The organism is Klebsiella sp. 4_1_44FAA, assembly GCF_000238715.1.
Taxonomy (GTDB): domain Bacteria; phylum Pseudomonadota; class Gammaproteobacteria; order Enterobacterales; family Enterobacteriaceae; genus Klebsiella; species Klebsiella pneumoniae.
Genome location: NZ_JH414799.1, coordinates 16,135 through 29,489 on the forward strand (window position 1 = coordinate 16,135; position 13,355 = coordinate 29,489).

13 protein-coding genes are annotated in these 13,355 nt (G+C 58.3%); 5 read left to right on the forward strand and 8 right to left on the reverse strand.

Going from position 1 to position 13,355, the window contains the following annotated elements:
- Positions 1–81: 81 nt before the first annotated feature.
- Positions 82–1,335: a glutamate-5-semialdehyde dehydrogenase gene (gene proA, locus HMPREF1024_RS20340; protein ID WP_004147253.1), complete on the reverse strand. Its 1,254-nt coding sequence runs from the start codon at positions 1,333–1,335 to the stop codon at positions 82–84.
- Between the two features lie 10 nt (positions 1,336–1,345).
- Positions 1,346–2,449, reverse strand: coding sequence for a glutamate 5-kinase (gene proB / locus HMPREF1024_RS20335; RefSeq protein ID WP_004144574.1), 1,104 nt, complete (start codon positions 2,447–2,449; stop codon positions 1,346–1,348).
- A gap of 288 nt (positions 2,450–2,737) precedes the next feature.
- On the opposite strand from proB, the gene phoE reads away from it, so the two are divergent.
- Positions 2,738–3,790 carry a phosphoporin PhoE gene (phoE, locus tag HMPREF1024_RS20330; RefSeq protein WP_004144576.1) on the forward strand — a complete coding sequence of 351 codons (1,053 nt, stop codon included), beginning with the start codon at positions 2,738–2,740 and terminating at the stop codon, positions 3,788–3,790.
- Positions 3,791–3,834: 44 nt separating this feature from the next.
- On the opposite strand, the gene HMPREF1024_RS20325 is transcribed toward phoE, so the two are convergent.
- On the reverse strand, positions 3,835–4,401 hold the full coding sequence (locus tag HMPREF1024_RS20325; protein ID WP_004222859.1) for an NlpC/P60 family protein: 567 nt from the start codon (positions 4,399–4,401) through the stop codon (positions 3,835–3,837).
- 412 nt (positions 4,402–4,813) lie between these two features.
- Here HMPREF1024_RS20325 and HMPREF1024_RS20320 point away from each other — a divergent pair, with 412 nt between their 5' ends.
- Together HMPREF1024_RS20320 and HMPREF1024_RS20315 are read left to right on the forward strand one after the other, a co-directional pair.
- Positions 4,814–5,683: a DMT family transporter gene (locus HMPREF1024_RS20320; RefSeq protein WP_009307878.1), complete on the forward strand. Its 870-nt coding sequence runs from the start codon at positions 4,814–4,816 to the stop codon at positions 5,681–5,683.
- Between the two features lie 95 nt (positions 5,684–5,778).
- Positions 5,779–6,444: an HAD family phosphatase gene (locus HMPREF1024_RS20315; protein ID WP_009307879.1), complete on the forward strand. Its 666-nt coding sequence runs from the start codon at positions 5,779–5,781 to the stop codon at positions 6,442–6,444.
- 478 nt (positions 6,445–6,922) lie between these two features.
- Here the strand turns inward: HMPREF1024_RS20315 and HMPREF1024_RS31125 are convergent, their stop codons facing one another.
- From HMPREF1024_RS31125 to phnC, 5 genes are all read right to left on the reverse strand, one after another.
- The gene (locus HMPREF1024_RS31125) at positions 6,923–7,093 is read right to left on the reverse strand and encodes a LysR family transcriptional regulator (RefSeq protein ID WP_094986545.1); all 171 of its coding nucleotides are present in this window, start codon (positions 7,091–7,093) and stop codon (positions 6,923–6,925) included.
- Positions 7,094–7,636: 543 nt separating this feature from the next.
- A complete protein-coding gene (gene phnE, locus HMPREF1024_RS20310; protein ID WP_009307881.1) occupies positions 7,637–8,521 on the reverse strand; it encodes a phosphonate ABC transporter, permease protein PhnE in 885 nt (294 codons plus the stop codon).
- Complete coding sequence (gene phnE, locus HMPREF1024_RS20305) at positions 8,518–9,390, reverse strand: phosphonate ABC transporter, permease protein PhnE (protein WP_002890001.1); 873 nt, start codon at positions 9,388–9,390, stop codon at positions 8,518–8,520. Before phnE (HMPREF1024_RS20305) ends, phnE (HMPREF1024_RS20310) begins: the two co-directional genes overlap by 4 nt.
- 66 nt (positions 9,391–9,456) lie before the next feature.
- Positions 9,457–10,395, reverse strand: a complete 939-nt coding sequence (phnD, locus tag HMPREF1024_RS20300; protein ID WP_002890002.1) for a phosphonate ABC transporter substrate-binding protein — start codon at positions 10,393–10,395, stop codon at positions 9,457–9,459.
- 22 nt (positions 10,396–10,417) lie between these two features.
- Entirely contained in the window at positions 10,418–11,260 is an 843-nt protein-coding gene (phnC, locus tag HMPREF1024_RS20295) for a phosphonate ABC transporter ATP-binding protein (RefSeq protein ID WP_004177295.1), read from the reverse strand.
- Between the two features lie 848 nt (positions 11,261–12,108).
- Between phnC and HMPREF1024_RS20290 the strand changes: the two genes are divergently transcribed.
- Both HMPREF1024_RS20290 and ecpA read left to right on the forward strand, forming a co-directional pair.
- Entirely contained in the window at positions 12,109–12,651 is a 543-nt protein-coding gene (locus tag HMPREF1024_RS20290; protein WP_004144585.1) for a helix-turn-helix transcriptional regulator, read from the forward strand.
- 74 nt (positions 12,652–12,725) lie between these two features.
- Positions 12,726–13,313: a common pilus major fimbrillin subunit EcpA gene (gene ecpA / locus HMPREF1024_RS20285; protein WP_002890053.1), complete on the forward strand. Its 588-nt coding sequence runs from the start codon at positions 12,726–12,728 to the stop codon at positions 13,311–13,313.
- Positions 13,314–13,355 lie beyond the last annotated feature (42 nt).

The window sequence follows — 13,355 nt, forward strand, 5'->3', positions numbered from 1 at the left end:
AGGCAAAAGGTTAGAACTTAGCGGGCGATGCGTCAATAGCCAGTGGAATCAACTGCCTATTTTTGCATCGCCCGTTCTCATTTACGCACGAATGGTATCGTCGCCGAAACCAATCCACTTATAGGTGGTTAACGCTTCCAGCCCCATCGGGCCGCGGGCGTGCAGCTTCTGGGTGCTGACCGCCACTTCCGCGCCGAGGCCGAACTGGCCGCCGTCGGTGAAGCGCGTGGAGGCGTTCACATATACCGCGGAAGAGTCCACTTCATTGATAAAGCGGTTGGCGTTACGCAGGGTGCGGGTCAGGATGGCGTCGGAGTGCTGGGTGCCATGTTCGCGGATATGGGCGATAGCCTCGTCCATATCAGCCACCACTTTGACGTTCAGATCCAGCGACAGATACTCGTCGTCATACTGCTCCGCTTTCACCGGCTCGACCTTCGCTGGGCCGTTTTGCAGCGCGGGGAGGGCGGAAGGGGCGGCGTGCAGGGTGACGCCGCTCTCGGCCATCTGCTTGCTCAACGCCGGCAGGAAGGTATCGGCGATGTTGCGGTGCACCAGCAGCGTTTCCACGGTATTGCAGGTGCTCGGCCGCTGGGTCTTGGCGTTGACGATGATCTTCAGCGCGGGGGCGATCTCGGCGGTTTCATCAACGAAAATATGGCACACGCCAATCCCGCCGGTGATCACCGGGATCGTTGACTGCTCACGGCATAGCTTGTGCAGGCCCGCGCCGCCGCGAGGGATCAGCATATCGATGTATTTATCCATCTTCAGCATTTCGCCCACCAGCGCGCGATCCGGGCTCTCGATAGCCTGTACCGCGGCGGCCGGCAGGCCGCACTCCTGCAGCGCCTGCTGGATCACCTTCACCGTGGCGGCGTTGGTGCGCCAGGTCTCTTTCCCGCCGCGCAGGATCGCCGCGTTGCCGGTTTTCAGACACAGGGAGGCGACGTCGACCGTCACGTTAGGACGCGCTTCATAAATCACGCCAATCACCCCCAGCGGGACGCGGCGACGTTCAATACGCAGACCGCTGTCCAGCAGCCCGCCGTCGATCACCTGGCCGACCGGATCGGCCAGATTGCACACCTGGCGCACATCGCTGGCGATGCCGCTCAGACGCGCCGGGGTCAGCGCGAGGCGATCGAGCATCGCTTCACTCAGGCCATTGGCGCGAGCTTCGGCTAAATCTTCCGCGTTGGCGCGCAGAATATCGTCGGTCTGCGCTTCCAGATAATCGGCGATCTTTTCCAGTACCTGATTCTTTTCCCGGCTGGAGAGTAACGCCAGCTGCCAGGAGGCCGCTTTGGCGGCAATGCCCATTTGTTCCAGCATTTTCAGCTCCTTAACGGATGATCATATCATCGCGGTGGACGGCCACCGGGCCGTATTCATAGCCCAGAATGGCATCGATTTGCTGCGAGTGCTGGCCGGCGATAAGGCGCAGCGCATCGCTGTTGTAGCGGCTGACGCCGTGAGCGATGTCGCGTCCTTCGCTATTGCGGATGCGGATCACTTCGCCGCGGGAGAAGTTGCCGCTGACGATTTTGATCCCTTTTGGCAATAGCGAGCTGCCTCTTTCGAGGATCGCCTGGGTCGCGCCCGCATCGACGGTGATTTCCCCCGCCGGCGGCGCGCCGAAGATCCAGCGCTTACGGTTCTCCAGCGGAGACTCCTGGGCGTGGAAGCAGGTACCTACCGGCAGGCCTGCCATGGCATGGCCGATAACGTCCGGACGGTTCCCGGCGGCGATGATGGTATCAATCCCCGCCCGGCAGGCGACGTCCGCGGCCTGCAGCTTGGTGCCCATGCCGCCGGTGCCGAGTCCGGAGACGCTATCGCCGGCGATGGCGCGCAGCGCGTCGTCGATGCCGTAAACGTCTTTAATCAGCTCCGCCTGCGGGTTGCTGCGCGGGTCGGCGGTGAACAGGCCTGGCTGGTCGGTTAACAGCAGCAGCTTATCCGCCCCGGCGAGGATCGCGGCCAGCGCGGAGAGATTGTCGTTATCGCCCACTTTGATTTCCGCGGTGGCGACGGCGTCGTTTTCGTTAATGACCGGGACGATGCTGTTATCCAGCAGCGCGCGCAGAGTGTCGCGGGCGTTGAGGAACCGTTCTCTGTCTTCCATGTCGGCGCGGGTCAGCAGCATCTGGCCAACGTGAATGCCATAGATAGAAAACAGCTGTTCCCACAGCTGGATCAGACGGCTTTGTCCCACCGCCGCCAGCAGCTGCTTGGAGGCGATGGTGGCGGGCAGTTCCGGGTAACCAAGGTGCTCGCGCCCGGCGGCAATGGCCCCGGAGGTCACGATGACAATACGGTGTCCCATGGCGTGCAACTGTGCGCACTGGCGCACAAGCTCGACGATATGGGCGCGGTTCAGGCGACGGGACCCGCCTGTTAAAACACTGGTGCCCAGTTTTACCACCAGCGTCTGGCTTTCACTCATGATTCTCTGCCGTTCAAAAGGAATATCGATATCGAGCTGATGTTGTAGCAGGAGTCGGCCCGCTTGCCAACACCCGGGGCGGCGGGCGCGCCATTTTATTGCGCGGGATCGGGCATTCTGGAGAGGGAATGTGACAAAAATATGTCAGATACATTTAAATACTCTTTTTATAAAAAGTTCCATCTTGTCATAAATATTTAATATCCCGGCGTTAAAAAACCTCCAGTTTTTGATGGGCGAGCGCCCGCAATTGAATAGCGCGTATAAATAAATCACCAGGACTGAATAATGAAAAAGAGTACTCTGGCATTAATGATGATGGGCTTTGTGGCTTCAACAGCGACGCAGGCAGCGGAAGTTTATAATAAGAACGCGAACAAGCTGGATGTGTACGGCAAGATCAAAGCCATGCACTATTTCAGCGACTATGACAGCAAGGATGGCGATCAGACCTACGTGCGTTTCGGTATTAAAGGCGAAACGCAGATTAACGACGACCTGACCGGCTATGGCCGTTGGGAATCTGAATTCTCCGGTAACAAAACCGAGAGCGACTCCAGCCAGAAAACCCGTCTGGCGTTCGCCGGCGTGAAGCTGAAGAACTACGGCTCCTTCGATTACGGTCGTAACCTTGGCGCCCTGTACGACGTGGAAGCCTGGACCGATATGTTCCCGGAATTCGGCGGCGATTCCTCTGCCCAGACCGATAACTTTATGACCAAGCGCGCCAGCGGCCTGGCGACCTACCGCAACACCGACTTCTTCGGTCTGGTGGATGGCCTGGATCTGACCCTGCAGTACCAGGGTAAAAACGAAGGCCGTGAAGCGAAGAAACAGAACGGCGACGGCGTCGGCACCTCGTTAAGCTATGATTTCGGCGGCAGCGACTTCGCCGTCAGCGCGGCCTACACCAGCTCCGACCGTACCAACGATCAGAACCTGCTGGCCCGCGGCCAGGGTTCGAAAGCGGAAGCCTGGGCGACCGGCCTGAAATATGACGCCAACAATATCTACCTGGCGACCATGTACTCTGAAACCCGCAAGATGACCCCGATCAGCGGCGGCTTTGCCAACAAAGCGCAGAACTTTGAAGCGGTGGCGCAGTATCAGTTCGACTTCGGTCTGCGTCCGTCCCTCGGCTATGTGCTGTCGAAAGGGAAGGATATCGAAGGGGTGGGAAGTGAGGATCTGGTTAACTACATCGACGTGGGCCTGACCTACTACTTCAACAAAAACATGAACGCCTTCGTGGATTACAAAATCAACCAGCTGAAAAGCGATAACAAACTCGGCATCAACGATGACGACATCGTCGCGCTGGGTATGACCTACCAGTTCTGATTAACCGCAGAACCACCCGCCGCAGCCCTGGCTGCGGCTTTTTTTTAGCGGCGATTCTTCGCCAGATGCAGGGTGTCGCTGTTCATGGTGATCTGCGCGTTATACTCCTTCGGCAGACGACGCGCCTGATAGAACGCCGATTCCCAGTAAGGGTTGTCCAGCGAAGAGCGCATCACGCCCTGGCTGCTCGAGGCGTGAAGGAAATTATGATCGGTATCGTAAAAGCCAACGTGCATCCCGGCCCGGGTGCGGAAGAACACCAGATCGCCGGGACGTAAATCCCGCTTATTGACCCGCACGCCCATGTGCAGCAGTTCGCGGGTGGTGATCCGCTCCATCGGCAGGTTAAAGCGATCCTTCAGCGTGCGCCAGACGAAACCCGAGCAGTCGACGCCGCTTTGTTCAGTACCGCCCCATTCATAGGGGGTTCCCTGCCAGGTGTGCATCTGATCATGCAGGGCCGCTACCACCGGGATCAGATCGTCCGATCCGCCGTCAATGGTCATATCCGCATGAGATTTTGTGTTCTTTGCCTGTTTCGGTGAGGAGGAGCATCCTGCCAACAACAAAAAAGGAATTAAAAAGAGAGCATGCGTCAGTTTTGGCTTCATATCGTTATTTTCGAAGTAGCAAGCAGACTGCTTTGTTTTATAGCCGATTAAAAACCACGGCTGAATAAGCCGAGGCCGCCTTTACGTTTATTTACGATTAAAAATAAACAACCTCGGGATGGATCAGCCATAAAGGGCAGTTGTCACTTCGCAACGGTCTGTGCCAGGATGCTGACAGGAACATTTCACGAGGCATTCCATGACGCATTACGCCATCTCTAGCGAGACTTTGCCCGGCGCCGCTTTCGACGCGGGGTGGATGACGTCTGCGCCTCATCATCGCTTCGCCACGCTCTGCCCACCGCCTCCCCCTCCAGACCGGGTAGTTTTCGGCGCTTAACGCCGTCTTTAGCAGGCGCTTACCTGCCGGTATGACGCTTGATACCTTGTGTTTGACGTTCTGGAGCATGCTATGCACGTTCGCTATTCTCTGCTCGCCTCGCAGGCGACAACGGCCCTTTTTGTGCTGCTGTGGGGCAGCGCGGCCATCTTCACCCGCTGTGGACTGGATAACGCCTCGCCGATGGCGCTGCTGGTCTTTCGTTTTCTGGTTGCCCTGGTCGCGCTGGCGCCGCTGGCTATCGTCCGTCGGCGCTGGCTGCCCGCGCCGGGCACCCGCCTGCAAACAGCGGCCACCGGTCTGATGCTGATTGGCGGCTATTCGGTCTGTTACTTCGAGGCGATGGCCAACGGCGTGACGCCGGGACTTATCGCCACCATCATGGGGATCCAGCCCATCCTTACGCTTTGCGTGGTGGAGCGCCGCCTGCATGGGCGGCGGCTGTCAGGGCTGCTGCTTGCCCTGGCGGGGCTGGTGCTGCTGGTGTGGCGCAGCCTGGCGGCCTCGCCGATGGCGACGGCGGGGATCCTGTTTGCGCTGGCGGCGCTGCTGCTGATGACCTTTGGCGCGCTGTGGCAAAAGCGCAGCCGTCAGGCGCCGGCGGATGTCCTGCCGCTGCAGTATGCCGTTAGTCTGGGGCTGTGCCTGCTGATTGCTCCGGTCAGCGGCTTCCGGTTTACCGTTAACGCCGGGTTGATTATTCCGGTGCTGTTTCTCGGGCTGCTGATTTCGGTGGTCGCCCAGCTACTGCTGTACCGTCTGCTGAGCGCGGGAAATATCGTCAATGTCACCAGCCTCTTTTATCTGGTGCCAGCGATCACGGCGCTGCTGGATTATCTGCTGCTGGGCAACCGGCTGCCGGCGGCGGCGATGATCGGTATGATGGCGATCGTCGGCGGGATCGTGCTGGTGTTCCGCACCGCGAAGGTCCGCGCCGGCTGATGGCGAGCCGGGCGCTGCGGCGTCCGGTTCATTTTCCTGTCATCTTTTTTACGCATGCTCCCGGCAGCTTATTTTGACCAGTAAGGGAAAGTACCATGGGCAACACGCTGACGATTTTTGATCTCGATAACACCCTGATACAGGGCGATAGCAGTACGGTCTGGAGCCAGTTTATGGTTCGCGAAGGGCTGGCGACGCAGAAGGGGCATCTTGCCCGCGAGGCGCGGCTAATGGCGGATTATGACCGGGGAGAGATGAATATCGCCGATTATGTGGCCCTGATCCAGGCGCCGCTGGCCGGAATACCGAAGTCGGACGTTGACGCGCTGGTGGCCCGCTGCGTGCGCGAGGCGATCCTGCCCCGGGTCTATCCGCAGGCGTGGGAGCTCATTCGTCGTCTGCGGGCCGAGGGAGAGCAGATGCTGATTATCTCCGCCTCGGTTAGCCTGCTGGTGCAGGCGGTGGCCGCCGCGCTGGAGATCGATCAGGCGCTGGGTATTGACGTGGCGATGGTCGACGGCGGCTACAGCGGTGAAATCACCGGGATCCCCAGCTATCAGCAGGGGAAGGTGGCGCGTCTGGCGCAGTGGCGCGAGGCGCATCCGCAGTATGACGGCGAGGTGACGTTCTATACCGATTCCATTAACGATCTGCCGCTGTGCCTGCATGCGGATCGCGTGCGGCTGGTCAATCCCTGTCCGCAGCTGCAGGCGGCCGGTGCCGGATACGGCTGGCCGGTGCTGAGCTGGCGGCTGGAATAGCGGAGCGGATAAATTTTTCTACAGGCCTGTGGGTTCAGTCGTCCCAGTCCGGATAAGCCCTGTAGGCCGGGTAAGGCGCCAGCCGCCACCCGGCAATAAAGCGGCTCCGTGCCTGATGGCATCGCCCGGTGGTGCTGCGCTTACCGGGCCTACGAGGTGTGAGCCTGTGAGAGGCCCCGGTAGGCCGGGTAAGGCGCCAGCCGCCACCCGGCAAAATAACGGCGCAACCGGAAATGTCCCTGCCCGCGCTGCGCTTAGCAGGGCTACCATCCAGGGCTATTTCCGGGCAGATTGCGCTCCCGATATGTCTTCTGCGCTATGTCACTTATGGCGCCTGGAGCGCACAGGGGGCGGCCAGTCGCCGCCGCCCCCTGTACCCCCGGGCTCCGGCCAGCAACATCGCCGCTGCGCGGTCCCTTCGACTTATCCCTGCAGGCTTCGGGTCGGGCCGAGGCAGCGTCCATGCAAAACACGGCCCTCAGCCCGCATCCATGCGGGCTGCCCCGGCCTTCCGGGAACGTCTCAGCGATGTTGAGGCCGCCAGCACCGGCAGTTTCAGCAGCCCCAGCGCCAGTGGTGATTTGGGGTTGTAGGCCGGGTAAGGCGCAGCCGCCACCCGGCATAAAAGCAGCTCCGTGCCTGATGCCATCGCCTGGCGGCGCCGTTGCTTGCCGGGCCTACAGACAGTCGGAGCCGGACGAGTAGGCCGGGTAAGGCGCAGCCGCCACCCGGCATAAACGCAGCTCCGTGCCTGATGCCATCGCCCGGCGGCGCCGTTGCTTGCCGGGCCAACAGACAGTCGGAGCCGGACGAGTAGGCCGGGTAAGGCGTAGCCGCCACCCGGCATAAACGCAGCTCCGTGCCTGATGCCATCGCCCGGCGGCGCCGTTGCTTGCCGGGCCTACAGACAGTCAGAGCCGGACGAGTAGGCCGGGTAAGGCGCAGCCGCCACCCGGTATAAACGCAGCTCCGTGCCTGATGCCATCGCCCGGAGGCGCCGTTGCTTGCCGGGCCAACAGACAGTCGGAGCCGGACAAGTAGGCCGGGTAAGGCGCAGCCGCCACCCGGTATAAACGCAGCTCCGTGCCTGATGCCATCGCCCGGCGGCGCCGTTGCTTGCCGGGCCTGGAGACAGTCAGAGCCGGACGAGTAGGCCGGATAAGGCGAAGCCGCCATCCGGCGCAAATGTGCGCTAGCGTCCGCCCTGATACAGTGGCACCGCGGCGCCGCCGATATAACGACGGCGCAGCCAGGCGGAAAGGGTGTCCATGATCATTACCACCGCCACCAGCAGCAGGGTGATAAACATCACCACATCCCAGTTCCACAGACGCATATTCTCGGCATAGATAAGCCCGATACCGCCGGCGCCGACGAAGCCCAGCACCGCCGCGGAGCGGGTGTTGGATTCAATCTGATACAGGCTAAGCGCGAGGAAGGTCGGGAACGACTGGGTAAAAATGCCAAAGCGATGCTTTTGCAGGCCATTCGCGCCCACGGCGGTCAGCCCGCGCCCGGGAGATCGGTCCACGGCTTCGTGTCCTTCCGCGTACAGCCGTCCCAGCAGGCCGGTGTCCTGCATGATGATCGCCAGCACCCCTGCCAGCGGCCCGAGGCCGACCGCACGCACGAAAATCAGCCCCCAGATAGCCATGTCGATCCCGCGCAGCACATCAAACAGGCGGCGCATCAGCAGAGCGAGGGTCCCCAGCACCACGCCGCGCATGATGTTGCGGGCGGCGAAGAAGGAGAGCAGCAGCGCCAGCACCGTGGCGGTCAGCGTCCCGGCGAAGACGATGGCCAGGGTGACGCCGATTTGCGTAAAGTAATAGCCGAACGGCCAGTTCCAGAAGTCGTGCCAGACGAACATCCGCGCCAGGTAGCGGCCAATCTGCTGCAGGCCGGTGGTCAGCTGCTTGCCGCTGATACCAAACTGCAGAAAAAACCAGACGTAATAGAGCAGGCAGGCCAGCGCCACCAGCCCGACGTAGCGCAGGTAGCGCCCCTGGACCTGATAGAGCTGCTTATGCTGCCGCCGGCTGGCGGCGATATCCGGTTGCATGTGCCAGACGCTCATTTTTTTCCCTCCAGTACCCACAGGCGCAGACGACCGGACAGCATGTCCAGCGCCGACACCACCAGAATGATCAGCAGCAGGGTGATGCTCACCTGATCGTAGCGGTCGAGCTTGATGTTGGTCATCAGCTCCTGACCGATGCCGCCCGCGCCCACCAGCCCGAGAATGGTCGACGAGCGGAAGTTGATTTCAAGCCGCATAAAGCCGTAGGAGAGAAACAGCGGTTTCACTTGCGGCCACAGGGCGAAGCGAATTTTCTGCAGCGGGGACGCGCCGCAGGCCGCCAGGCCGCGTACCGGTTTGTTTTGCGCGCTTTCCACCGCCTCGTAGAACAGTTTGGTCAGGCTGCCGACGGTATGCAGCATCAGCGCCAGAAAGCCCGGGATCGCGCCGATGCCGAACGCCATCACAAAGATCACCGCCCACGCCAGCTCGGGCATGGTGCGCAAAAACGCCACCAGCACGCGAATGGCAAAGCGCACCGGCGCCGGGGACCAGGCGTTATTGGCGGCAAGAAACGCGAAAACCGTGGCGATGGCGACCGCCACCAGGGTCGAGGCCAGCGCCAGCTGCAGGGTTTCCCAGATCAGCGGCAGCTGGATCGGCAGGCGATAGCCCCACCAGGCCAGCGACCCTTTGGTCTGCACATCGGCGAACAGGTTGCCAGCGCTCAGGGGCGGAATGGTCTCTGCCATATAGTCAAAGAAGTGGGGCAGCGAGTGCCAGATAGTCAGCAGATTAAATTCCGCGGCGCTGCCGGCGGCAAAATAGAGCGCCAGCAGCAGCAGCGACCAGCAGACGGCATCGCGCTTTTGCCGCGAGCGTACCTGCTGGTAATAGCGTTCAAATTCGGTGTGGGTTGTCTTCATGCGTCGGGGATCTTCAACGTAGCGCCGCCGCTTACCCTGGGGCAAGCAGGCGGCGTTGAGGCAGGATTAACGCGCGCTCACCAGCTCGCGTTTCATATCAATAATCTGCTGGAAGTCAGCCACGCTGCCCGGGCCGATGTGCTGAGTACCGCCCATCGCTTTGATAAAGCAGGCGTGATCCTCGGTGTCCAGCTTTTTCACTGCCGCCACGACCTTCGCTTTAAAGTCCGCCGGCAGCGCATTGCTCACCAGGATCGGGCCGTTCGGGATCAGCGGCGATTGCCAGATAATGCGGATCTGCTTCATCAGATCCGGATGATCCATGCGAATCAGGCGGTTGAACGCGCCGGTAGTGTAGCCGGTGTTGTAATCGCCAACCATCGAGGCCCACGTGACCGCGCCCGCGAACTGGCCATTCAGCACGCCGAGGATGTCCTGCTCATGGCCGCCGGAGAAGGTGACGCTGGAGAAGGTGTTGTTGTATTTGTTGTCGGCGTTACCGCCAAATTTTTCTTTAAACGCATGGTTAGGGATCAGATACCCGGAAGTGGAATCCGGATCGGCGAAGCCGAAGGCTTTGCCTTTTAAATCGTCCAGCGTTTTGTAGGGGGAGTCGGCTTTGACGATCACCACTGAGTGATAGCCGCGAGACTGATCTTTGTCGTCCACGGCGATGCCGACGATATCCACCGCTTTCGGATTATTGAGATAAACCGAGGCGTAGGAGGAGGGGGACATGCTCAGCACCACGTCGACTTTGCCCCCCAGCAGGCCCTGGATCACCCCGGAATAGTCGGAAGAGTTGCGCAGTTTGGTATCCACGTTCAGCTCTTTATCGAGGAAGGCCTTCACGCACTGGTTATCGCCGATTTGCTGGGTGGCGTTCTGGCCGCCGAGAATGCCCAGATTGAGCTCTTTCGGCTGCGCCGCCGCTGCCTGCCATGCCATCATCATGCCCGCGACCATTGCGGATAAACGAACTGCGCCAGTCATATATTTTTTCATTATGTTGCCCGTGTGAGTGAAATTAATGCAATTGGCTAACTTCATCGCCGTACAGCCGCTGCAGCACATCCTGCGTCAGCCGGGAGGGGTGATCGTCAAAAATAAGCTGGCCGCTGGCGACGCCGATAACCCGGGTGCAGTAGGCCCTGACCAGCTCCACCGAATGCAGGTTTACCATCACGCTGATACCCTGCTCGCTAATCTCGCGCAGCACATCCATGATGCGCTGAGTGTTTTTCGGATCCAGCGAGGCGACAGGCTCGTCGGCCAGCAGGATCCCGGGGTTTTGCATCAGCGCCCGGCAGATCGCCACCCGCTGCATCTGCCCGCCGGAGAGGTTCTCCGCCCGCTGCAGCGCGTGCGGCAGCATGTTCATCCACTCAAGCAGCGCAATGGCGCGCGCCCGGTCGGCTGCGGGAAAGATTTTAAACAGCGATTTCAGGGTTGAAGTCTGGCTGAGGCGGCCCAGCAGGACGTTGGTGAGCACGTCGAGGCGCGGCACCAGGCAGAAGTCCTGAAAAATCATTCCGCAGTGGCTACGCCAGGCATTGAGCGCGCGGCCTTTCAGCTGTGAGACATCGTGCGGGGTACCGACTTCCGGGTAGCTAAGAATTTCTCCGCCGCTGGCGCTGTGGGTGCCGTTGAGGACATGCAGGAGCGTCGATTTACCGGCGCCGGAGCGGCCAATGACCCCGACCATTTCCCCGGCGTGCAGATCAAAGCTGATGCCGTCCAGCACCTTGTGCTGGGCTTGATAAGCTTTACTCAGATTACGCACGCTTAAGACCTTCCGCTGCCGGCCGGCAGCGAGATCGGTGAACGGCTGGAAATCAGTTTCGGCCACCGCGGCAAGAGAGCTGTTCATAAGAGTGTCCAGGTTCGTCATTAACTGGCCACTATTAATAGGTCTTTATATGAAATTTCGATGACGGTATTGCGAACAAAGCGTGAACTGGCGTGAAAGAGCGACGGCCAGCGGCTCAACGCGTGCGGCATGCTGGCGGCTGGCGAAGCGCCGAAAAGCCGCTATGCTTTGGAGGGCGCGGAGACAGACCGGTTCGTAGGCGTAGGCAGCCTTCGGCAATCTTCGCTTAATCTTGATGAAGAAGACTGTTTAATCGAATAGATAATGCGTCTGCCTTTGTTTAGCATTCAACATCCCGCATGTATTAACATATACATAACTATTTTGTGCGGCAGGTTAATCTATTCATGAGTCTTATGTGTTGGTGAATCATCCTGGTTTTTGTTTATTTGTAGATTTATATCCTTTCTTTTGTGCTAAATCCGGTTTATTTGATAAGCCATTCAAGAGTTCCATTAAGAATATTCCTAACATAATAGGGCGAAGATCCTGGATAATATAAAGCGCAGATAAGAATTGACGGTTATATTACCAATAACCTTATGAAAATAAATGTCTTTTTCTGGCGCTCAAAAATTTGATATTTTCAGTTTTTGTAAATATTGACCTGGGCGCGAAATTCATTGCCTTTCCGCATGTTGACACTCCATAGGAAAAAACTTAAATTCAACGCCAAGCAGAAAATAATTATAGTTTAATCCCCCGCTTATCCAATATTGATAAGTAATGCGTGTCTTATTTAATGGCGATTTATTAAAGGAAACGAATACGCCAGTAAACTTTATAGGCCTGGCAAGCAGTGACGTTGTAAAAATGATTACTTCAAGGACTATGAGGTTAAAAACTATATGGAATATAAAAGCTGTTCCGATAAGTATATTTGGTCTGCCGATGACTCCTATTTCTATAAAGGACTGTCCGAACTGATTGTAGACATCGACGAATTAATTTATCTCTCACTGGAGAAAATCAGAAAAGATTTTGTGTTTATCAATCTCAATACGGCTTCATTAAACGAATTTATCAGGCGCGACAGCGAATGGCTATCCGCGGTAAAGGGGAAACAGGTCGTATTGATTGCGGCTAGGAAATCAGAGGCCTTAGCGAACTACTGGTATTACAATAGCGATATTCGCGGGGTGGTATATGTTGGTCTGAGTCGCGATATTCGAAAAGAACTGGCCTATGTAATTAATGGCAGGTTTCTCCGCAAAGATATTAAGAAAGATAAAATTACAGATCGGGAAATGAAAATTATCCGCATGACCGCCCAGGGCATGCAGCCGAAATCGATCGCCAGAATTGAAAATTGTAGCGTGAAGACAGTGTATACCCATCGGCGTAATGCTGAGGCCAAACTGTATTCCAAAATATATAAGTTAGTTCAGTAACACCCAGGCAATTCTGTTTTTTAAATGGTTCACCGGGACATCATGTCCTTAATTCAACTCAGGATGAAAAAGCGATGAAAAAAAAGGTTCTGGCAATAGCTCTGGTAACGGCGTTTACCGGTATGGGCGTGGCGCAGGCTGCTGACGTAACGGCTCAGGCTGTAGCGACCTGGTCTGCGACCGCTAAAAAAGACACCACCAGCAAGCTGGTTGTGACCCCGCTCGGCAGCCTGGCGTTCCAGTACGCCGAAGGCATTAAAGGCTTTAACTCGCAGAAAGGTCTGTTTGACGTGGCGATTGAGGGGGACACAACGGCGACCGCCTTTAAGCTGACCTCGCGTCTTATCACCAACACCTTAACCCAGCTGGATACCTCCGGCTCCACGCTGAGCGTGGGCGTGGATTATAACGGCGCCGCGGTGGAAAAAACTGGCGATACCGTGATGATCGATACCGCCAACAATATTATGGGCGGCAACCTCAGCGCGCTGGCTAATGGCTACAACGCCAGCGGCCGTACCACCGCGCAGGATGGTTTCACTTTCTCCATCATCAGCGGCACCACCAACGGCACCACCGCCGTGACCGATTACAGCACTCTGCCGGAAGGGATCTGGAGCGGCGACGTCAGCGTACAGTTCGACGCCACCTGGACCAGCTGATCCTTCTGATGCACCAGCAGGGGGATCCCCCCCTGCTTTTTT